The following is a 22,962-nucleotide window of genomic DNA, read 5'->3' on the forward strand; positions in this document are numbered from 1 at the left end:
GACAAGCCCGAACGCCTCATATCATGTTAGCGCTAACAATAAAGGTCTTTTACGGCCCGATTCAGGAGAGTGTTGATGCGGAAGGCTTGGGTTGCCCTGTTGCTGGCGAGCGTCGCGGCCGCGCCCGGGGTCATGGCGGGAGAACCCGCCGCCACGGTTCAGAGCGACGCGACCCAGCGCCCGCCCGCAACCGCACCCTATCGCAACGCCGCGCTTCCGCTCGAGCAGCGCGTGGCCGACCTGCTCGCCCGCATGACGCTTGAGGAGAAGATCGCCCAGATCACGTCGGTCTGGGATACCAAGGTCGAGATTCAGGATGAACAGGACCGCTTCGACCCGGCCAAGGCCCGGGCCAGGCACCCCCATGGCATTGGCCAGCTGGCGCGTCCGTCCGACCGCAAGGGTCCGGTCTCGCCGCGCGTCACCCCGCCGCGCAGCATTGCCGACAGCATCGCTTATGTGAACGCGGTCCAGAAATGGGCGGTGGAGGGCACGCGCCTCGGCATCCCGGTCCTGTTTCACGAGGAGGCACTACACGGCCTCGCGGCGCAGGATGCGACCAGCTATCCGCAGTCGATCGGGCTGGCCTCGACCTGGGATCCGGATCTGATCCGCGAGATCAACGCCGCGATCGCCCGCGAAGTGCGCGCACGCGGCGTACACCTCGTCCTCTCTCCGGTTGTCGACGTCGCGCGCGACCCGCGCTGGGGACGGATCGAGGAAACGTTCGGCGAAGACCCGCATCTGGTGTCGGAAATGGGTGTCGCGGCGGTCGAGGGACTGCAGGGCACCAACCGCGCGCGGGTGCTGGCTCCGGGCAAGGTCTTCGCGACGCTCAAGCACATGACCGGCCATGGCCAGCCCGAAAGCGGCACCAATATCGGACCGGCGCCGATCGCCGAGCGCACGCTGCGCGAGATTTTCTTCCCGCCGTTCGAAGCGGTGGTCACCCGCACCGGGGTCGAAGCGGTGATGGCGAGCTACAACGAGATCGACGGTGTTCCCAGCCACGCCAATAAATGGCTGCTGGGCGACGTGTTGCGCGGCGAATGGAAGTTTCCGGGCGCAGTGGTGAGCGACTATTATGCGATCGAGCAGATGGTCGGCATTCACAAGGTTGCCGGGTCGAATGCCGAAGCGGCAAAGCGCGCGCTGGCCGCCGGTGTCGACAGCGAATTGCCCAACGCCACGGCCTATTCGACGCTGCTCGACCTCGCGCGCAAGGGCGAGGTCAGCCAGGCAGCAATCGACACGGCGACTGCGCGGATGCTGAGCATCAAGTTCCGCGCCGGCCTGTTCGAGAACCCCTATGCGCGGCTCGCCGACACGAAGATCAACCACAGTCCGGAATCGGTCGCGCTGGCACGCAAGGCGGCGGCGAAGTCGTTCGTACTGCTCAAGAACGAAGGGGCCGCACTGCCGCTGGCGCTCGATGCGCCCCAGACGATCGCAGTGATCGGGCCCAATGCCGATGTCGCGCGGTTGGGCGGCTATTACGGCATTCCGCCTGAGACGGTGACCCCGCTGCAGGGCATCCGCGCACTGGTCGGGGACAAGGCCAGGATCGTGCACGCCGAGGGCGTCAGGATCACCGAAAATGATGATTGGTGGGCGGACGAGGTCAAGCTGTCCGACCCGGTCGAGAATCGCAAGCGCATCGCGCAGGCGGTCGAGACCGCGCGCAGCGCGGACACGATCCTGCTGTTCATCGGCGATACCGAGCAGACCAGCCGCGAAGCATGGGCCGACGCGCATCTTGGCGATCGCGCCAGCCTCGACCTGGTCGGCGAACAGCTCGAGTTGTTCGACGCGATGAAGGCGCTGGGCAAGAAGCTGGTCGTCGTGCTCGTCAACGGGCGCCCGCCATCTTATCCGAAGATTGCCGAACAGGCCGATGCGATCCTGGAAACCTGGTACGCCGGTGAGCAGCAGGGGCATGCGATTGCGGATGCGCTGTTCGGCCGGGTCAATCCGGGCGGCAAGCTGCCGGTGACGGTCGCGCGCCATGTCGGCCAGCTGCCGATGGTCTATAATGTCAAGCCGAGCGCCCAGCGCGGCTATCTGTTCGATACGACCAAGCCGCTTTATCCGTTCGGTTTCGGCCTCAGCTACACGCGCTTCACCCTGTCGCCGCCGCGGCTGTCGGCACCGTCGATCACGGCCGGGGCCAGTGTCGATGTGCTGGTCGACGTCACCAATGCCGGCGAACGCGAAGGCGACGAAGTCGTGCAGGTCTATCTGCGCGACAAGGTTGCCAGCGTGACGCGACCGATCAAGGAACTCAAGGCTTTCCGCCGCGTGACGCTGAAGCCTGGCGAGACGCGTACGGTTCGCCTGACGCTTGGTCCGGACGCGTTCCAGATGTGGAATATCGACATGCAGCGGGTGATCGAACCGGGCGAGTTCGAGATCATGACCGGGGCGGACTCGGCAACGCTGCAGACCGTGACGCTGACGGTGACGCCGTGAAGCGCCGCGCCCTGCTTCGCCTGCTCGCCGGTGCCTCGGCGGCCGCCGGCGCCATCGCCCTTGCGCCAGCGGCACATGCACTGGCGGCGCCGCTGTACAAGGATCCGCGCGCGCCGATCCCGGCCCGCGTCGCCGACCTGCTGGGCCGGATGACGCTGGAGGAAAAGGTCGGCCAGATGATCGCGATCTGGGCGCGCAAGGCCGAGGTCATGGACGGCCTTGCCTTCGATCCGGCCAAGGCAAATGCGGCCTATCCGCACGGTGTCGGCCATGTTACGCGTCCGTCGGACAAGCGTGGCGTCCCCGGCATTACCGGCGCGGCGGGGGGCACCGCGGCAAACTGGCGCACCCCGGGCGAGACGGTCGCGTTCATCAACGCGATGCAACGCTGGGCGCTCACCGGCACGCGGCTCGGCATTCCCGTGCTGTTCCACGAGGAATCGCTGCACGGCTATATGGCGACCGAAGCGACGATGTTCCCGCAGGCGATCGGGCTGGCGGGCGCGTTCGACCGGGATCTGATGCGTCGGGTGCAATCGGTGATCGCGCGCGAAACACGCGCGCGGGGCGTGCCCTATGTGCTGTCGCCGGTGGTGGATATCGTCCGCGATCCGCGCTGGGGCCGGATCGAGGAAACCTTTGGCGAGTGCCCCTATCTCGTCGCCGAGCTCGGGGTCGCGGCAGTCGAGGGACTGCAGGGGCCGGGCAAGTTCGATCGGCTGCCCGATGGCAAGGTGTTCGCGACGCTCAAGCACATGACTGGCCATGGCCAGCCCGAGAGCGGCAACAATGTCGCGCCGGCGCAGCTGTCGGAGCGCGAGCTGCGCGAATATTTCTTCCCGCCGTTCCGCGAGATCGTGAAACGCACCTCGATCGGCTCGGTGATGCCGAGCTATAACGAGATCGACGGGGTTCCGAGCCATGCCAATCGCTGGCTGATCGGCGATGTGCTGCGCGGCGAGTGGGGCTTCGACGGGTTGATCTCAAGCGATTATGGCGCGGTCAACGAACTGGAAAGCATCCACCACGTCGCCGCGAATCTAGAGGAAACCGCGCGGCTGGCGCTTGCCGCCGGAGTCGACAGCGAGCTTCCCGACGGCATGGCGTTCCGCACGCTGGTGGACCAGGTCCGCGCCGGGAAGGTCGAGATCGCCGCCATCGATCGCGCAGTGGCGCGCATGCTCACGCTCAAGTTCCGCGCCGGGCTGTTCGAAAATCCCTATGGCGACATCAAGTTGGCGGAGACCATTACCGGCAATGCCGAGGCGCGCGCGCTGGCGCTGGAGGCAGCACGCAAGTCGCTCTGCCTGCTCACCAATGACGGGACGCTGCCGCTTGCGCAGGACAAGGTCCGCACGCTCGCAGTGATCGGTCCCAACCACGCCATTGCCCGGCTGGGCGGCTATTCAAGCGTCCCCAAACAGACGGTCAGCCTGATCGAGGGGCTGCGCGCGCTGGTCGGCAACACGGTCGAACTGGTGACGGCGCAGGGCGTGTTCATCACCCAGAGCGAAGACCGGTCGGCCAACGAAGTGCTGCTCGCCGACCCGGCGAAGAACCGCGCGCTGATCGCGCAGGCGGTGGAGGTCGCGAAGAGTGCGGACGCGATCGTGCTCGCCATTGGCGACACCGAGCAGACCAGCCGCGAAGGCTTTGCCAGGAACCATCTGGGCGATCGCACCAGCGTCGACATTGTCGGCGAACAGAATGAGCTGGTCGCGGCGCTGGCTGCGCTCGGCAAGCCGCTGATCGTCACCGCGATCAATGGCCGCCCGCCAAGCTGGCCAACGGTCATCGCCAGCGCGAACGCCGTGCTGGAATGCTGGTATCCGGGTCAGGAAGGCGGAACGGCGATGGCCGAGGCGCTGTTCGGCCGCGTCAATCCGGGCGCGAAGCTGCCCGTCACGGTGATCCGCGACGCGGGGCAGGTGCCCTATTTCTACAATCACAAGCCATCGGCGCGGCGCGGCTATCTGTTTACCGAAAAGACGCCGCTATTCCCCTTTGGCCACGGGCTCAGCTACACCAGCTTCGCCATCGGCGAGCCGCGCCTGTCGGCACCCACCATGCGCCGCGACGGATCGGTGAGCGTCACGGTCGACGTGCGCAATACCGGGTCACGCGCAGGCGACGAAGTGGTCCAGCTCTACATCAGCCGCCGCACGGCATCGGTCACCCAGCCGGTCTTGCAGCTCAAGGGATTTGAGCGGGTCAGCCTGAAGCCGGGCGAGGCGCGGACGGTGCGCTTCGACCTGCCTTCCGAAAGCTTTGCGCTGTGGGACGCGAACATGCGGGAGATTGTCGAGGCAGGGGAGGTCGACATCCGCGTCGGCAACAGTTCCGCCGCGCTCAAATCCACGTTGCTCACGATCGTCTGAGCAATGCCAAAAATCGCCTCCGCGCGCGTCATCGTCACCTGTCCGGGGCGCAATTTTGTCACGCTCAAGATCGCGTGTGACGATGGCACGACGGGGCTGGGCGACGCGACACTCAATGGGCGCGAGCTGGCGGTGGCGAGCTATCTCACCGACCATGTCATCCCGTGCCTGATCGGTCGCGACGCGCACCGGATCGAGGATATCTGGCAGTATCTCTACAAGGGCGCCTATTGGCGGCGCGGCCCGGTGACGATGAGCGCGATCGCGGCGGTCGATACCGCGCTGTGGGACATCAAGGGCAAGATCGCGGGGCTGCCGCTCTATCAGCTGCTGGGCGGCGCGATGCGTGAAGGGTGCATGGTCTATGGCCATGCCAATGGTGCGACGATCGCGGAAACGATCGCGGCCGCGCGCGACTATCAGCAGCAGGGGTACAAGGCGATCCGGCTCCAGTCCGGCGTGCCCGGCCTCGCCTCGACCTATGGCGTGAGCAAGGACCGTTATTTCTACGAACCCGCCGACGCCGACCTGCCGACCGAGAATATCTGGTCGAGCGAGAAATATCTCCGCTCGGTCCCGCCGCTGTTCGCCGCCGCGCGCGAGGCGCTGGGCTGGGACGTGCATTTGCTGCACGATGTCCATCATCGGCTGACCCCGATCGAGGCAGCGCGGCTGGGCAAGGATCTGGAGCCGTACCGCCCATTCTGGATCGAAGATTCGACCCCGGCAGAGAACCAGGCGAACTTCCGCCTGATCCGACAGCATACGACGACGCCGCTGGCCGTCGGCGAAGTCTTCAACTCGATCTGGGACTGCAAGGGTCTGATCGAGGAGCAGCTGATCGACTATATCCGCGCGACCGTGGTTCATGCCGGGGGCATCACCCATCTGCGCCGGATTGCTGCGTTCGCCGACCTGCACAATGTCCGCACCGGATGCCATGGCGCCACCGACCTGTCGCCGGTGTGCATGGCCGCCGCGCTCCATTTCGGCCTGTCGGTGCCCAATTTCGGCGTGCAGGAATATATGCGCCATACCGCCGAGACCGACGCGGTGTTCCCGCATGGCTACAGCTTTGCCGACGGCCTGATGCACCCCGGCGACGCGCCCGGCCTTGGCGTCGAGCTCGACGAGAGCCTGGCTGCCACCTTCCCCTACAAGCGCGCCTATCTGCCGGTGAACCGGCGCGAGGATGGCACGATGCATGACTGGTAAGCTGTAAGGAGTTCCGATGAATCCCACCCGCCGTCAGACACTCGCCGGCATTGCCGCGCTTCCGTTGGTCGCTGCGACCGGTGCGGGCGCCAGTGCGCCATCGACCGGGATCGACGCGACCGCCCGCAGCACGGGTCGCCGCTTCGGCACCGCCGTCGCCTGGGCCCCGCCCGGCGCGGATGCGGGGTCGTTCAACAATCTCGCTTATGCCGCGATCGCCGAGCGTGAGTGCGGCGTCATCGTCGCCGAAAACGAGATGAAGTGGCAGGCGTTGCGCCCGTCGCCGACCGAATATCGCTTCGAGCGGTTCGATGCGATGGTCGCCTGGGCGCGCAGCAAGAATCTCGACGTGCGCGGCCACACCCTGTTGTGGGCGCGGCCGAAATGGTTCCCGAACTGGCTCAACGACCATGATTTCGGATCGTCGCCGGGGTTGGCAGCGGAAAAGATCCTGACCGACCATATCCAGACCGTGATGCGCCGCTACAAAAGCGCGATCTCGAGCTGGGACGTGGTCAACGAGGCGGTCGATCCCGAAACATCGGGGCTGGTCGAAACGTCGCTGTCCAAGGCGATGGGCGGCGTCGAGCCGGTGCTCGATCTTGCCTTCCACACGGCGCGCGCGGAGATGCCGAACGCCGAACTGGTCTATAACGACTATATGAGCTGGGAACCGGGCAACGAAAAGCACCGCGCCGGTGTGCTCAAGCTGCTCGAAGGCTTTCGCAAGCGCAACGTGCCGGTCGATGCGCTCGGGATCCAGAGCCATATCGAGATGTTCACGCTCGACCCCGCCACCGGCCTTGGCCCGCGCCAGGAGCGCGAATGGCGCAACTTTGTCGATGAAGCGGTGGGCATGGGGTATCGGCTCGTTATCACCGAGCTCGACGTGAAGGACAACGCCCTTCCCGGCGATCCGGCGCAGCGCGATGCCGGCGTCGTCGCCTATCTGCGCGCCTATATGGAGCTGATGCTGTCCTATCCGCAGCTGCGCGACGTGCTCGCCTGGGGCATGGTCGACAAATATAGCTGGCTGCAGGGTTTCGCCCCGCGCAAGGACGGCCTGCCGCAGCGTTGCTGCCCCTATGACAGCAGCTTCCGCGCCAAGCCGATGCGGCATGAACTGGCGCGCCTCTTCGGTGCGGCCAAGCCGCTCGGCTGACCCCCTCCCCCTGACGCATGCAACGGGCTGCGCGGCACATGGCTGCGCGGCCCGTTTTTGTGTGCGCGACCGCCGCCGCCGATGGCCTGCCCTGCGAGACAGAAAAAAGGCCGCCGCCCGCAAACGGGCGACGGCCGGGGGGAGGTTGGAAAATTGTCCCTTAGAAGTTGAAGCGGATCATGCCGGTGACGCGCCGGTCGTTCATGTACCAGCCGCGCGGAACCAGCCGGACATCGCCGTTCTGATCGGTCACCGCCGCGCTGGTCTTGGTCACCGAATTGGTAAGGTTCACGCCCTGAATGCCCAGCTTCAGCTGATCGCTGATCGAAATCGTGATCGACGCGTCGAGCTGACCATAATCTTCCTGGAAGATCGGGTCGAACGGCGTGATCACGTCGCGCAGCGTCAGCAGATATTGCGAACGCCAGCTATACGAGGCGCGCGCCGACACCGGCCCGATATCGATGAACGGGGTGATGTTGAACGTGTGTTCGGACAGCCCCTGCAGCGGGAAGTTCGCCCCGCTGATCGTCGGCTGACGGCCGGCCGCGACATCCGGGTCGGTTTCGGACAATGTGCTCTGCGGGACACCCTCGCTGTGCACATAGGTGTAGTTCGCCTGCAGGCCGAGGCCCTTGAGCGGCCCGGGCAGGAAGTCGAACACCTGCTGATAGGCGATTTCGAAGCCCTTGATCTTGCCGACCTCGGGCGAGTTGACCGGGGTGGTGACGACCGCTTCGAACGTCTCGCCATTGTTGGTGAAGGTGCGGCGAACCGTGTCGTTGGTCAGGACGTTACGCAGTTCCTTGTAGAACAGCGACGCGGTCAGCTGACCGACCCGCGAGAAATACCATTCCGCGGTCACGTCGAAATTGTCGCCTTCGGTCGGCAACAGTTCGGGGTTGCCGGCATTGAACGAACCCTGGACCAGCACCTGGCCCGGCGCGATGTTGCCGTCTGACCCGAATGCACCGGTTCCGGGGGCGGTCGGCGTGACGACCACCGGAATCTGATTGCCGCTGCTGTCAACGCGCGGAACTGCGGTGACCCCGACGGGGAAATAGTTGCGCACCAGACCCAGCGAAGGCGGCGACACCCCCTTCGAATAGGCCGCGCGGAACTGCAGCCCGCCGCCGACTTCCAGCTTCAGATTGAGGCTTGGCAGCCAATAGTCATAATCGAGATCGAAATTGTTCGCGACGATCGCGCCGTTGAGATAATTTCCGATCTGCGTCAGCTGGGTCGGCGTCAGCGCACAGAGCGTGTTGACGCCCCCGCCCGACCCCGCAATCGCATTGTTGATCGAATCCCGGCACGTGTCGGCGGTCGGCAGGTTGGTTGCGAACGGGAATTCGATGAACCCTTCGGACTTGCGGTTGGTCGTGGTGTAACGAACCCCCGCATTGCCGCTGAGCTTCATGCCGTTGCCGAATTCGTTGCCAAAGCGCAGCATCAGATACGCGGCCTTGTTCTGCTCGCGCTGCGGATTGACTTCGCCCGGGGTGAAGACCGAACCGGGCAGCGCGTTCGGACGGTCGGCCAGCGAACGCCAGCCGCCATTGATCTGGCGCCCGCCCGCACCCGCGACCGTCGGCTCCCACTCGCGATTGATGCGGTTCGCAAGGTCGATATAGGCCGGATAATAGGTCGCGCTGTTGACGTTGGAGAACAACCGGCACTCGCCACCCAGCGGGTTGCCGACACTGTTGCGGAAGAACCCGTCGAAGCAGAAGGGTGCATAGGCCTGGAGCGGCGCGCCGCCATTGCCGCCGGTGACATTGTCGACCGGGTCGTCCAGCCACACTGGCCCGCCATTGCCCCACTGCTCGCTCAACCGACCCCAGTTATAGGTCGAGAAGCGCGCCGTCTGATCACGATCGGCATAGCGCCCGCCGACACGGACCGACTTGAAGAACCCGTCTTCGGGGAAGGACAGTTCGGCATCGACGCGGAACGAGTCCGAATTGCCGGTGCTCGCTTCGACATGGTCCATCGCGGAGCGGTAGAAGCTGTTATACGGGTCCGAGAAGCTCTGGTGCGTGCCGGTGTAATAGGACGGATAGTTCGCCGACCCGCCCGGCGCACCGGGGCACGGGATGCTGGTGCAGCTTTGCGGCCGGCGGAATTCCACCGTCGGAAAATCGCTGCCGTTCAGCGTGATCGCGGCGTCCTGATAGGACGAGATCCACAGGCCGTTGTCGACGATGTCGACGAAGGAATCGACATGCTGATAGTCGACGCTGAGGCTGAAATTGTCCGTGACCTGATAGCGGAAGTTGACCGAGTAATCGTCGGTCACCGCCCGCTCGTCATGGTCGCGCCGGATATTGTTCGACTGCAGGCCGAATGCCGGGGTGCGGATATCGCCTGCCGTATTCTGGTCGGCGCGCCAGCCGGTCGGTCCGGTGATCACGCCGCTTTCGAACAGGCCCGAGGAGTCGAACGCGAGCGAGGTGCCCGCCACTGCGCGTGAATCGCCGTTCGACGCGACGTTGTCGGTCGCGATTTCGATCGTGTGTTCGGTCCATGCCTGGCGCGCGTCGGAGCGCAGGAACTGGAACGTCGCCTCGGCACGGCGGTCATTGCTGCGCCACTGGGCGGCTGCAGCATAGCCATAGCGCCGGCGGTCGAATTCCTGGTTGCCCAGCACCGCGCCGCGCGGGAACAGGCCGCTGCCCTGCTGCGTCGCAGTGCCGAACGGCACGACGTCGGTACGGGTGCCGTCCGAATAGATCGGGCGGACGCGGAAGCTCGACACCTGAAAGCGATCGGCGCGCGAAAAAAGCTGCGAGTAGGAGACGCTGCCGAGCAGGCCGATCTCGCCGATCCCGGTGTCCCAGGTATTGCTGACCACCAAAGCCGCAGTGGGCGACGCCTTTTCGATGAAGTCCGAATAGTTGAGTTCGAGCGAGCCGGCGAGCACGAAGCCCTTCTTGTCGAACGGCAGGCGCGTGCGCAGGTTGACGACGCCGGCGATGCCGCCCTCGATCCGGTCGGCCGACGGGCTCTTGAACACGTCGACGCCGCCAAGCAGTTCGGACGGAACGTCGGCAAAGCTCAGCGCGCGGCCATTATTGGCGGTGAATGCTTCACGCCCGTTGAATTCGGAGCGGACATAGGTGAGGCCGCGCACCACCACGCCCGATCCTTCGACCGAGAAATGGTCGGGATCGACGCCGGCTGCGAAGCGGTTGATCGAAATGCCGGGGATACGCTGCAGCGTTTCGGTGACCGAACGATCCGGAAGCGCGCCGATATCTTCTGCCGTAACCGAATCGACGATCGTGTCGGAGGTCCGCTTGCGCTGCTGCGCACTCTGGAGCGACTCACGGAAGCCCGTCACCACCACGGTGTCCGGATCGGTTGCCTCTTCGCCCGTGGCATCCTGTGCCAGCGCCGCGTTCGGCACCAGCAGCGCCGTCATCAGCGCCGCCGTCGAAACACCGAGCCCCCAAGACGCGCGACCTTCTGCGCGCGCACGCTTCCGCCAAATCGACATCCATCCCCTCCTCGTTCGAGGGCCTTGTGGCCCCTTCTGCTGTCACGCCACAAGGTAGCGCTAACATTTATCCGCATTATGCCATCGCGCAGCTTTCGGCAAGAGATGTTGTGCGCTACCAGAAAGAAAATGACGCGAATGTTGCAGCAATGCTGCAGCAGCAGGGAGAGGGCAGAAACGTGGCCGAACGGGTTCGTTCAATCGTGATCGTGGGCGGTGGCACCGCCGGATGGATGACCGCCGCGGCGCTCGCCCGCATACTTGGGCCCGACTATGCGTCGATCACCCTGATCGAGTCCGACGCGATCGGGACGGTCGGTGTCGGCGAGGCGACGATTCCCCAGATCGGCACGTTCAACCGCTTGCTCGGGATCGACGAAAACGACTTTGTCCGCCGGACCAAGGGCAGCTTCAAGCTGGGGATCGAATTCGTCAACTGGGGCGGGATCGGCCGGCGCTATTTCCACCCGTTCGGCAAATATGGCATCGACATGGAAGGGGTGTCCTTCCACGCCTATTGGCAGCGTCTGGCGCATGAGGCGGCCTTTGCCGATCTCGACGCCTTTTCCCTGATGGCGCGCGCTGCGCGTGCCAACAAGTTCATGCCCCCGTTCGATGCAGGCAATTCCCCGCTATCGGGCATCGCCTATGCTTATCATTTCGATGCCGGGCTGTACGCGCTCTACCTGCGCGAACTGGCCGAGACGATGGGCGTGCGCCGGGTCGAGGGGCGGATCGTCGATGTGCAGCGCGATGGGGAAAGCGGGCATATCGCGGCGGTCCAGCTCGAGTCGGGCGCACAGGTCGCGGGCGCGTTGTTCATCGACTGCTCGGGTTTTGGCGGGCTGCTGATCGGCAAGACGCTGGGCGTCCCTTACATCGACTGGTCAGCCCATCTGCCGTGCAACCGCGCGGTGGCGGTGCCGTGCGCATCGGTGGCAGGCGGACTGACGCCGTTCACGCGATCGACCGCGCATGGTGCGGGCTGGCAATGGCGCATCCCGCTGCAGCACCGCACCGGCAACGGCATGGTCTATTGCAGCGAATATCTGAGCGACGATGAAGCGGCGGCTACGCTGCTTGGCAATCTCGATGGGGCGGCGCTCGCCGATCCGCGCTTCATCCGCTTCACCACGGGCCATCGCGCGCGCTTCTGGGAAGGCAATTGCGTGGCGATCGGGCTGTCCGCGGGGTTCATGGAACCGCTCGAATCGACCAGCATCTGGATGATCCAGACCGGTATCGCCCGGTTGCTGTCCAATTTCCCCGACTCGCGCTTCGCCGAGGCGGAGCGCGCCCGCTACAACCGGCTGATGATCGAGGAAAGCGAGCTGATCCGCGATTTCCTGATCCTGCACTATCACGCCACCGAACGCAGCGACACGCCGTTCTGGGACTATTGCCGCACCATGGCGATTCCCGAGCGGCTGGCGGAGAAGATGCGCGTGTTCGAAAGCTCGGGCCGCTGCTTCCGCGAGCATGACGAGCTGTTCAACGACACGAGCTGGTTCGCGGTCATGGTCGGACAGGGCATGCGCTGGCACCGCCACGACCCGGTGGTCGAGTTGATGCGCGAGGCGGACACCCGCGCGCGGCTGGCGCATATCGCCGGCGCGGTCGACAAGTCGGTCGATTACATGCCCGATCATGCGGCCTATATCCGCCAGCATTGCGCGGCCAGCTGAACGCAAAAAAGGGCGGGGTTTCCCCCGCCCTTTCCGGTGTCGGCCTGGAGGCTTCAGCCCTCCATGTCCTCGAGTTCGCGGCCCTTGGTCTCCTTGACGAAGCGCTGGACCAGGAAGAAGCTGATCACCGCGCAGACCGCATAGAAGGTATAGGCACCGGCCAGGCTCCACGTCGCCATCGCCGGGAAGGTCTGGGCGATCAGATAGTTGGCGAACCACTGGAAAAAGCCCGCCACGGCCAGCGCCGATCCGCGGATCTGGTTGGGGAACATTTCGCCCAGCATCACCCACATCACCGGGCCCCAGCTGACGTTGAAGAAAATGACGTAGAGGTTGGCGGCGACCACCGCGAGCATGCCGAGCTCGGTCGAGAGGACCAGCTTGCCGCTGGCGTCGAGCGAGCCCTGGCTGAAGGCATAGACCATCACCAGCAAGGTCGCAGCCATGCCGGCCGACCCGATCAGCAACAACGGCTTGCGCCCGATCCTGTCGATCACCGCGATGGTGATGAAACAGGCGGCGATCGACACGCCGCCCGACACGATGTTGATCATCAGCGCATCGTTTTCGGTGAAGCCGGCCAGCTGCCACAGCGTCGCGCCATAGTAGAAGATCACGTTGATCCCGACGAGCTGCTGGAACACCGCCAGCATGATCCCGACCCACACGATCCCGCGAATGCCCAGGAAACCGCCGGTGCCCCTGGACAGGATGTCGCTGAGGCGCGGATTATGATCGGTGGAGAAGCTCGCCTTGATCTCGCCGAGCTTGGCCGTCCCCGCGGCGGTGCCGAACAGGCTGGTCAGCACGGTCAGCGCCTCGGCATCGCGCCCCTTGGCGACCAGATAGCGCGGGCTTTCGGGAATGAAGAACAGCGCGATCAGGAACACTGCGGCAGGCAGCGCCTGCATCAGATACATCCAGCGCCACGCCTCGATATCGCCCCAGAACAGGTTGAGCGACGACCCCGCCGCCTGCGCCAGATAATAGTTGACGACGAATGCGGCGGTCAGGCCGGTGATGATCATCACTTGCTGCACCGTCGTCATGCGGCCGCGGATATTCGCTGGTGCAACCTCGGAAATATAGGCGGGCGACAGCACCGACGCAGCGCCCACCGCCATGCCGCCAATGATGCGGGCGATCACGAACAGCGTCTGATCGTGCGCGAAGCCCTGCACCAGCGCGCCACCGAGGAACAGCACCGCCGCGAGCCGCATGACATTGCGACGCCCCATAGAATCGGCCAGCGTCCCGGCGAAGAAGGCGCCGATGAAACAGCCGATCAGCAGCGATCCGACCGTGAAGCCGAGGCTGGTATCGTTGAGCGCGAACGCCGCCTTCAACCCGTCCTGCGTACCGTTCACGGCACCGCTGTCATATCCGAACAGCAAACCACCAATCGTTGCGACCGCAACGATGGCAAAGACGAGGCCGGTATTGGCCTGCGTCGCCGGTGACTGAGTCAACGCGCTTCTCCCTCCCCCTGACGCGCGATCGATCCGCGCTTATGTTAGCGCTACCTAAACGCTAAATCGGGTCGGGCGCAAGATGGCGTGCAGGATCATATCGGCGATCGATGCTGCGCGAAGGAAACGGCCGGCTATCCGTGCCAGTCGAACCATTCGCCATAGGGGTGGCACGTGGCCAGAACCCGGTGCTCGCCGCTCGGCCAGCAGGTCATCGCCAGCGCGACGCGCTCGCGACCGGGCGTCCATTCAAAGCTCAGCCACGCCAGCGGGCGCCGGTCGGTGGCGCGCGCTCCGGCAGCGGCAATCGCCTCGGTCACCGCCGCGCGGTTGCGCGCGCCAAGATACTGGATCACCATCGAGTGAAACACGACCCGGCACACGCCATCGTCCTGCGGCAGCGCCAGCCGTTCGGGCAGCCACAACGTCGCGTCGCCACGCGTCAGTGCCGGCGGGTGCGTGCGCGCGATCCGCAGCGCGGCCTTGAGCCGCTCGATCCGGCGCGGCTGGTCCGCCCAGACAAAGGCGAGGAGGCGTTCGCGCGATGCAGGATTGGTCGCGTCGAGCGGGTTGAGATCGACGCCCTCGGCCGCCACCACCTCGATCGGGGCAGCGACAGGCAGCGTCCCGCGCCATTGCGGCGCAATGCGGACCGGCGATGCGGGATCCCCGCCGATGATGCTGCCGAATTCATAGCGATAGCGCGCAAGATTGAGGTTGAGCCCGCAACTCGATCCGACCTCGACCAGTTCGACCGGCATTCCGGTGCTGACCCGCAAGCCCATCAGCGCGGCGGCAAAGCCGGCCGCACGCGCGACTTCGTTGGTCTGCGTCGGCTCGCGCATCCAGCGGACGATGAACGCGTCATGCGCCGCAAGCGCCCCGGCAAGCGCGCCATCGAAATCGTCGTGCTCGCGCTGGTACAAGGCGCTGAGCCGCGTATCATTGCCGCGGCGCGCCAGCGCATGGAGCGCGGCGTTGAACCGCATCGCCAAGGCTGCGGACGACGGGTCGTCGGGCCAGCCATTGATCACTGCCGCCGTTTGTGGCGCATGCTGCAACTGGCGGTCACCGGCCTCGAGAATGGCCGCGACGAACTCCGAACCGAGTGCACGCACCACCTGCGCCTGGCGTCGCAACTCCCCCTGCGCCCCGGCGGTACGCGTCATCATCTTCATCAACTCTCCCCTGCCCGCGCGTCCGCGGCGGCCGGTGCTGCCCGGCCAAAGGCGAGACCGCACCGGCCGGCGCGGTCTCGACCCGTCACGCCACGTCCCACATCTCGGCCCCCATCGTCGCCGCAACGCGATGCTGCAGCGCATGGACCGGGCTCGGGCGTGCCTGCGCTCCGCCAGCGGCGTCGACCGTGAACTGGCCGGCCTGATCGGCGAGGTGCGTCACCTCGTCCGCCAGGCTGCGTGCCGCGGCCGAGCTTTCCTCGACCATCGCGCTCGTCTGACGCGTGGTCTGGTCCATCGTGCCGATCGCCGAGCTGACCTCGGTGATTGCGAAGGACTGGGCGTTGTTTTCCTGCGCGATCTTGTCGAGCAGCGAGTGGACCTCGTTCACGTCGGTCGAGATTTCGACGAGCGCGGTATCGACCTTCTGCACCATCTCGACCGCTGCAACGATGTCGGTCTGGGTCGCGGTCAGCTGGTCGCGTGCGCGGCCGGCCTCTTCCTCCGCCCGCATCGCGAGCGCCGAGACGAGGTCGGCAACGACCGCAAAGCCGCGGCCCGCTTCACCGGCACGGCCCGCCTCGACCGCCGCGTTCATGGCGAGGACGCGGGTCTGGAAGGCGATTTTGTCGAGGCCCTCGATCACGCTGTCGATGCCCTTGGCGCTGTCGGCCACGCGGCCCATCGCCGACACGGCCTCTTCCGCGACGGCGCGGCCATTGGCAACGGTACCGATCGCGCCATTGGCACGCTGGACGGTCTCGCCCGCTGCCGACGCGGTGGTCTTGAGCCGCTGATCCATCTGCACGATCGCCGCCGAAGTCTGTTCGAGGCTCGCGGCATTCGCCTCGGTGCGCCGCGCGAGGTCTTCGGACGCTTCGGCGATCCGACCCGAACCGGCATGGATCGAGGCCGTTGCCTCCATCACCGACGCGATCAGGCCGCGCAGGCTGGTTACCGCCGCGTTGAAGTTGGATTTGACCGCGACATAGTCGGCGGGGAAATCGGCGGTGATTTCGGCGGTCAGATTGCCGCTCGCCAGTTCGGAAAGCTGCGACGAGACGACCTCGACCACCATCTTCTGCTCCGCCTCGGCGCGGGCTGCGGCCGCATCGGTCGCCTGCTTGGCGATTGCCGCGTCACGGAACACCAGCACCGCGCGGGCCATGTCGCCCAGCTCGTCGGAGCGGTCGGTCCCTTCGACATCCACGTCGTTGCGACCCGACGCCAGCGTGCTCATCGTGCCCGTCAGCGCCGAGATCGGCGTCGCAATCGCGCGGCTGAGCAGCCAGGCAAGACCGATGGCGAGCGCGATCAGCGCCACGCCGCCGACGATCAGGACCGTCGTCGCGGTGGCGATCGCGCTTTCCTGCTTGGCCGACCCTTCCTCGATCAGCGCCTGTTCGGCGTCGCGCACGTCGCGCAGCGGCAACACCGCCGCGCTGACCAGCACCGCCTTGCCCGCTGCCTGCACTTCGGCCTGGGCGCCGGCAAGGTCACCGCCATCGACGCGCTTGATCAACCGGTCGCCCCAATCCTTGCGCCACGCCAGCGTTTCCTTGCGCGACGTCTGCACCGCCTCGCGCAGCTTGGGATCGGTCAGCTCCGCCTCAAGCTCCGCCGACGCCTTGTCATAATCGACCCGGCCTTCCTCATAGGATTTGAGATAGGTCTTGTCGCCCGTGACGAGATAGCCGCGCATCTGGCTGTTCTGGCGCAACAGCGCGGTTTCGAGCGCCAAAGCCTTGGCATAGCGCCCCTGGGCCGCGTTGTTGGCATCGGTGACCGAACGGATCATCGCGATGTTCGAAAAGAACACCGCCATCATCACCGCCGCCGACGCGCAGATGACCAGGAATGAGAGACCCAGTTTGCGCGGGATCTTCAGGGATTTGAGCATGTTCATAACGATGTCTGAACTCCGTGAGCCATGTCGGTTCGGCCGGAACCCGCAGGCCCCGGCCGCATCCGGCTAGAAGTCGAAACGCAGCGAAGTGGACACGGTGCGCCCATTGATCGCGCGGCCCCAACCAACGCCATTGGCCGGGACGGCGTCCTGGGCGATGTCGTAGAAGCCGACCGTGTCGAACAGGTTGTTGGCGTTGAGCATCAGCTGCACCCGCTCGATCGGGCGGAACTGGAGGAACGCGTTGACCACGGCAAAGCCCGGCATCTTCAGCCCGTTGGTATCTTGGGCATAGCTGCTGGTGGTGCCGAACAGGTTGAAGCCGACGGTCACCTTCTTGGAGTCGAACTGCGGCGTCAGCGTATAGATGAAGTCGGGCTGATGCCGCGGCGTGTTGCCGCTGATCGCGGCGTTGCGGCTGTCCGAACGGATCTCCGCGCTGGTATAGGTCAGCCCGCCGGTCACGCTGAACGGCCCGGTGCGATAGCTTGCCTCGACCTCGGCACCATAAGCGCGATAGTCGCGCAGGATTTCGAGCCCGGTGCCACCCTGGATGTTGCGGTCGGTCGTGTCGGCGAGGAAGCCCGTCACGTTCAGCGTGGCGTTGGCACCGCGATACTTGAAGCCGCCCTCGAGCTGGGTGACCGTATCATAGGCCGCGTCCGGCTCGACCAGGTTGCCGTCGACCGTGCTCACCGACGGCGTGAACAGGATCTTGTCGGCCCCGGCACGCGCGCCCTTGCTGTAGCGGACAAAGACGGCAAGCGGCTCGGAAACGCGCCAGTTGACGCCGGTCGAGTAGCTTACATAGTCATAGTCATAGTTGACCGGGGCGGGACGCGAGAGCGGCAGCGCAGCGGTGCGCGCCTCGGCGTCGGAAATCACGCCGTCATTGTTGAAGTCGTACGGAACACGCGGGGCGCGGCCACCGCCCAGATCGCTGCCGAACAGGCGTCCGCGCACCTTGCCGATATCGTAGCGGATGCTGCCGCCGATCGCGACCGGGCCGACATGGAAGTTGACCGAGCCATAGGGCGCCGTGACATTGTAATCGACGTCGAAAGTGCGCCGATACTGGCCCGGAATGCCGCCGACGTTGAGGTCGAACGCGACATAGCCGTCCTGCGTCAGCGGCGTGCCCGCGGCGTTCGCCGCGTTGAGCAGCGACGACTGGCCGCCCCCCAGCGCGTCCTGATAGGTGTTGGTGTACAGCCAGGTCGTGTCGATCGTCTGCAGCGACTTGTACACGCCGACGGTGGTGGTCAGCTTGCCCCCGCCGACATTCCAGACGCGCGAGGCGCGCAGGTCGTTGTTGATATTGTCGAGCGATCGCGCGTCGATCCGGATCAGCAGCATGTTGCCGACGATGCCGTTGCCGTTCAGCGCCGCGGGGTTGGCAATGACCTGCCCCGCATTGGGACCATTGGCATAGCTCAGCGTGCCACCCGCGCCGCCAGCCGCTGCCGGCAGCGAGGCGCCGGAGAACAGCGAGAAGATCTGGTTGCGCAGCGTGCTGCCCGAAATAGCCGAGTAGCGGAACCGCTCGGTGATGGTCCAACCCGCCAGGTCGAACTGCGATTCCAGGCCGATGGCCTTTACCTTGGCGTGCATGCCTTCGCTGGTGCTGTAGGCGGCCGGGCTGTTGCTCGCGTCGAGCGTCACCAGGCTGGTGATGTTGCTCGAGAGCATCGAGTCACGGCGCACGTCGAAATTGGCGAAGGACGAGAATTCGGGATCCGCCGTCGTGCCGGTAATCTTGACCGGGACGGTCACATATTGCGGCGAGCGATCATCGAGCCACTTGCCGTGCAGGCGCACATAGCCGCCGGCGAAATCCTTGGTCACGTTGAACTTGAGCTGGCCGCCCTTGTACGCCGTGAAGCCGACGTCGCGCGGCCCCTCACCGACGCGATAGAAGCCGCCGATGTGCATGCGCAGCGTGTCGCTGAGCTTCATGCCATAAGCGAAATCGAGCCGGTTCGAGTCATAGCCGAGACCCGTGGTAAAGCCGATCGAGCCGCCCTCGGTCTCACCGGTCTTCGAGATCAGGTTGATCACGCCGCCGGGCGAGTTGGACACGAAGGTCGAGGCCGAGCCGCCGCGGATCGCTTCGATCTGCCCGATATTGTAATCGTAGCGGATGAAGATGTCCGACGCGACGTTGAAGATGTCGCCGAATTCGAGAACGGGCAGGCCGTCCTCTTCGAGCTGCATGTACTTCGAACCGCCCGACGCGAGCGGGAGGCCGCGGATCGTGTAGTTCGAATTGCCCTCGCCGGTCGAGCTTTCGGTGCGGATGCCGGGGATGTTGCGCAGCACTTCCGCCAGGCTGCGCGCACCGAGCTTTTCGATCTCGCCCGCCTTGAGCACGCTGGTCGAGGTCGCGCTGTCGAGCGGATCGCGGCCCTTGGCGACGCCGGTGGTGAACACCTCGCGCTCCGGCTCCTTGGACTCGGCAGCCTCAGTGGCGGCCGGCGCTGAATCGGTCGCGAGCGGCGCTTCGGTTGCCGCGGCGGCCGGTGCGATCAGCGCCAGCGGCGCTGCTGCGATCAGTAGAAAATGCTTGCTCATTCCTGCGTGCCCAACCCTTGACGATATGGCCCCGGAGCCGGAGCCGAACGATTTCATGGCTTCGCCCGACCGTGCGAACACGGCAAAGGCGTCCCTGCTATGATAGGAGGCGGTCACAGGACCGGGCGGCGTTCGGCATGAATCTTTGCGCGGCGCGCGGCACGATGTCGCGCAAATGCGCAGTTATGGCACGATATCAAGCCCGTCCCATGCCACTGGCAGGCGGCATTTCGCACGATGATGATTCCGGGCAGGGTCGGCGCCACGCGCGCGACTTAACAAGTTCTTGCAGTGTGCATCCGGCAACATGCAATAGGCGGGCGACATCATCTGCCGCCCGCCCTTTCTGCTTTGACGATTATCGCGTGATTCAATGCCGGCCCATCGTCAGGCGATGGCGCCGACCTCGCTCTCGTTCCAGCGCAGCGCCTTGAGCACGGTGTCGACGATGTGCGGGGCGTTCAATCCCGCTTCGTCATATTGCAGCTCGGGCTTGTCCTGATCCTGAAAGCGATCGGGCAGGCGCATCGTGCGCAGCTTGAGCCCCGCGTCGATCAGGCCTTCGTCGCTGGCCATCGTCAGGACATGCGCACCCAGGCCGCCGACCGAGTTTTCCTCGATCGTCACCGCCACCTCATGGGTGGTCAGCAGGCGACGGATCAGCGCCTCGTCGAGCGGCTTGGCAAAGCGCAGATCGGCCACCGTGGTCGACAGCCCCTTTGCCTCCAGCGCGTCGGCAGCCTTGAGCGCTTCCGCCAGCCGCGTGCCGAGCGAGAGGATCGCGACCGTCTTGCCCTCGCGCACCACCCGGCCCTTGCCGATTTCCAGCACCTGCGGCTCGGCCGGCATCTCGACGCCGACGCCATTGCCGCGCGGATAGCGGACCGCGATCGGCCCGGCGTCATACTCGACGGCGGTCTTGGTCATATGCGCCAGCTCCGCCTCATCGGCGGCCGCCATCACCACGAAATTGGGCAGCGAGGCGAGATAGGTGACGTCGAAACTGCCGGCATGAGTGCAGCCATCGGCACCGACCAGGCCGGCGCGGTCGATCGCGAAGCGGACCGGCAGGTTCTGGATCGCCACATCGTGCACGACCTGATCATAGGCGCGCTGCAGGAAGGTCGAATAGATCGCGCAGAACGGCCGCATGCCCTGTGCCGCGAGGCCAGCGGCGAACGTAACTGCATGCTGTTCGGCGATGCCGACGTCGAAGCTGCGCTCGGGATGCGCCTTGGCGAACTTGTCGACGCCGGTGCCCGACGGCATCGCCGCGGTGATCGCGCAGATCCGCGGATCGGTCTCGGCCAGCTTGGCCAGCGTTTCGCCGAAAACATTCTGATAGGCCGGCGGCCCCGGCGGTGCCTTGACCTGGGCGCCGGTAATCACGTCGAACTTCTGCACGCCGTGATATTTGTCTGCGCTGTTTTCGGCCGGGGCATATCCCTTGCCCTTCTTGGTCACGACATGGACCAGCACCGGGCCTTCCTTGGCGTCGCGGACATTTTCGAGCACCGGGATCAGATGGTCGAGATTATGGCCGTCGATCGGGCCGACATAATAAAAGCCCAGCTCCTCGAACAACGTGCCGCCGGTCGCGAGGCCGCGGGCATATTCCTCGGCCTTCGATGCCGCACTGGTCAGTCGGCGCGAAATGCGACCGGTGATCTTGCGGGCAAGGGTGCGCAGCGAGAGATATTCGGAGCTCGACACGACGCGGGCGAGATAGGCCGACAGGCCGCCGACCGGCGGCGCGATCGACATGTCGTTGTCGTTGAGGATCACGATCAGCCGGTTGCCCGCCTGTTCGGCGTTGTTCATCGCCTCATAGGCCATGCCGGCGCTCATCGCGCCGTCGCCAATCACGGCAATCCCCTTGCCCGGCGTTCCCGCGAGCTTGTTCGCCATGGCAAAGCCAAGCGCCGCGGAGATCGAGGTCGAGCTGTGCGCCGCGCCGAACGGGTCATATTCGCTTTCGGCGCGCTTGGTGAAGCCGCTGAGGCCTCCGCCCATGCGCAGCGTGCGGATGCGGTCGCGCCGCCCGGTCAGGATCTTGTGCGGATAGCATTGATGCCCGACGTCCCACACCAGCCGGTCATCGGGTGTGTTGAATACGTAGTGAATCGCGACCGTGAGTTCGACTACGCCGAGCCCGGAGCCGAGATGGCCACCGGTCGTGCCGACCGCGCTGATCGTCTCGGCGCGCAATTCGTCGGCGAGCTGGCGGAGCTGGGACGGCGCAAGCTTGCGCAGGTCGTGGGGCGTGTCGACAGTGTCGAGCAGCGGGGTCTTGGGCAGATCAGACATTCGACCGCGTTTACTCCAGCGTTTTGAACCTGTCCAACACCTGACACCGCTTGCCATCACCGGTCATGAGCAAAAACTGAGCGATCCGTGAACACGGCCCTGCCGCAGCGTCATTTCTGTTTCAGGGGACGGACTTGCGCGTGAAACTGCGGCGAATGCCGACGGTTCAGTCGCAGTCGGCGCACTTGCCGCGCACCTCGATCACGGGGCGCACAGGCGAAAAGCCGGCGCCCTGCGCGGCCGAACGCACGGTGCGCGTGATCGAATCATCGTCGAGATGCGTGGTGTTCCCGCACGAGTCGCAGACCAGGAAGATGCAGTCGTGCAGGCAATCGGGATGCGCATTGGCGACATAGGCATTCGCGCTTTCCACCCGCCGCGCCAGATTGGCTCCGACGAACAGGTCGAGGATGCGATAGACGCTGTTCGCCGCGACCCGGCGCCCTTCGCGCTTCGACACCGCCTCGGCGATGTCATACGCGGAAGCCGGCTTGTCGAACCCTGCAAGCACTTCGAAGATCGACGCGCGCATCGCGGTCCATTGCTCGCCCGCCTTCTCCAGCGTTGCCCGGGCTGCGGCGGTCAGGTCAGGTCCCTGGCGTTCATGATGGTCATGGGCGTGCATGGCACCGATGTAGGCCCCCGCGCCCGCGCGCTCAATAGGTCGCGCGCCGGTTGAGGTCATGGCCCAGCGCGAGCACCGCCACGCCGATCACCGTCCAGAAAATCTCCTGCCCGCCATGCGGCAGGCTGAGCGCACCGATCATCATGCCAAGGCCAAAGGCGCCGACTGCCGCCGGCATCATGTAACCATGCTTCAGGATTCCGCGGCCCAGCGCAACGATCCCGAACGCGATCGCCAGCACCAGTCCGACTTCATGGATCAGCGGATGCATCAGCGCCCCGGCCGCCGACGCGATGGCAAGCAGCACCGTCGTCGCCACGCAATGCGCAAGGCACAGGGTCGACAGGCCGATCGCCATCGAATCGAAGCGCGTATCGACCTGAGCCCAGAATCGGGGGGCGAGAGCCAGTTGCATGGGCGGCGATATAGGCCCGTGTCGGAAAAGTTACAACATCACATGCACCAGCGGACAGGGCGCCATGGCTGGCATTTGTGGTT

13 protein-coding genes are annotated in these 22,962 nt (G+C 65.4%); 5 read left to right on the plus strand and 8 right to left on the minus strand.

The window, feature by feature from the left end:
- The first annotated feature begins 75 nt into the window (after nt 1-75).
- The 4 genes from J2Y54_RS07825 to J2Y54_RS07840 are packed head-to-tail and all read left to right on the plus strand — an operon-like array spanning nt 76 to nt 7,224.
- Complete coding sequence (locus J2Y54_RS07825; protein ID WP_310038338.1) at nt 76-2,469, plus strand: glycoside hydrolase family 3 N-terminal domain-containing protein; 2,394 nt, start codon at nt 76-78, stop codon at nt 2,467-2,469.
- Nucleotides 2,466-4,847 carry a glycoside hydrolase family 3 N-terminal domain-containing protein gene (locus J2Y54_RS07830; RefSeq protein WP_310038341.1) on the plus strand — a complete coding sequence of 794 codons (2,382 nt, stop codon included), beginning with the start codon at nt 2,466-2,468 and terminating at the stop codon, nt 4,845-4,847. Before J2Y54_RS07825 ends, J2Y54_RS07830 begins: the two co-directional genes overlap by 4 nt.
- 3 nt (nt 4,848-4,850) lie before the next feature.
- The gene (gene manD, locus J2Y54_RS07835) at nt 4,851-6,062 is read left to right on the plus strand and encodes a D-mannonate dehydratase ManD (protein WP_310038343.1); all 1,212 of its coding nucleotides are present in this window, start codon (nt 4,851-4,853) and stop codon (nt 6,060-6,062) included.
- A 16-nt stretch (nt 6,063-6,078) separates the two neighbouring features.
- Nucleotides 6,079-7,224 carry an endo-1,4-beta-xylanase gene (locus J2Y54_RS07840; protein WP_310038344.1) on the plus strand — a complete coding sequence of 382 codons (1,146 nt, stop codon included), beginning with the start codon at nt 6,079-6,081 and terminating at the stop codon, nt 7,222-7,224.
- Nucleotides 7,225-7,384: 160 nt separating this feature from the next.
- On the opposite strand, the gene J2Y54_RS07845 is transcribed toward J2Y54_RS07840, so the two are convergent.
- Nucleotides 7,385-10,648: a TonB-dependent receptor gene (locus J2Y54_RS07845; RefSeq protein ID WP_310038346.1), complete on the minus strand. Its 3,264-nt coding sequence runs from the start codon at nt 10,646-10,648 to the stop codon at nt 7,385-7,387.
- Between the two features lie 254 nt (nt 10,649-10,902).
- Between J2Y54_RS07845 and J2Y54_RS07850 the strand changes: the two genes are divergently transcribed.
- Nucleotides 10,903-12,408, plus strand: a complete 1,506-nt coding sequence (locus tag J2Y54_RS07850; RefSeq protein WP_310038348.1) for a tryptophan 7-halogenase — start codon at nt 10,903-10,905, stop codon at nt 12,406-12,408.
- A 53-nt stretch (nt 12,409-12,461) separates the two neighbouring features.
- On the opposite strand, the gene J2Y54_RS07855 is transcribed toward J2Y54_RS07850, so the two are convergent.
- The 7 genes from J2Y54_RS07855 to J2Y54_RS07885 all read right to left on the minus strand — a co-directional run bounded on the left by J2Y54_RS07855 (nt 12,462) and on the right by J2Y54_RS07885 (nt 22,879).
- Nucleotides 12,462-13,877, minus strand: a complete 1,416-nt coding sequence (locus tag J2Y54_RS07855; RefSeq protein ID WP_310038351.1) for a sugar porter family MFS transporter — start codon at nt 13,875-13,877, stop codon at nt 12,462-12,464.
- A 134-nt stretch (nt 13,878-14,011) separates the two neighbouring features.
- Nucleotides 14,012-15,055, minus strand: a complete 1,044-nt coding sequence (locus tag J2Y54_RS07860) for a DUF2332 family protein (RefSeq protein ID WP_310038352.1) — start codon at nt 15,053-15,055, stop codon at nt 14,012-14,014.
- Nucleotides 15,056-15,140: 85 nt separating this feature from the next.
- Complete coding sequence (locus J2Y54_RS07865) at nt 15,141-16,955, minus strand: methyl-accepting chemotaxis protein (protein WP_310038354.1); 1,815 nt, start codon at nt 16,953-16,955, stop codon at nt 15,141-15,143.
- Between the two features lie 72 nt (nt 16,956-17,027).
- Nucleotides 17,028-19,532 (minus strand): TonB-dependent receptor domain-containing protein, encoded by a 2,505-nt coding sequence (locus J2Y54_RS07870; protein WP_310038356.1) that lies wholly within the window; start codon nt 19,530-19,532, stop codon nt 17,028-17,030.
- Nucleotides 19,533-19,919: 387 nt separating this feature from the next.
- On the minus strand, nt 19,920-21,839 hold the full coding sequence (gene dxs, locus J2Y54_RS07875) for a 1-deoxy-D-xylulose-5-phosphate synthase (RefSeq protein ID WP_310038357.1): 1,920 nt from the start codon (nt 21,837-21,839) through the stop codon (nt 19,920-19,922).
- 166 nt (nt 21,840-22,005) lie between these two features.
- Nucleotides 22,006-22,464, minus strand: a complete 459-nt coding sequence (locus tag J2Y54_RS07880) for a transcriptional repressor (RefSeq protein WP_310038358.1) — start codon at nt 22,462-22,464, stop codon at nt 22,006-22,008.
- A gap of 31 nt (nt 22,465-22,495) precedes the next feature.
- Entirely contained in the window at nt 22,496-22,879 is a 384-nt protein-coding gene (locus J2Y54_RS07885; RefSeq protein ID WP_310038359.1) for a MerC domain-containing protein, read from the minus strand.
- Nucleotides 22,880-22,962: the final 83 nt, after the last annotated feature.

The sequence above is a fragment of the Sphingomonas sp. BE123 genome, from assembly GCF_031456015.1.
GTDB lineage: Bacteria > Pseudomonadota > Alphaproteobacteria > Sphingomonadales > Sphingomonadaceae > Sphingomonas.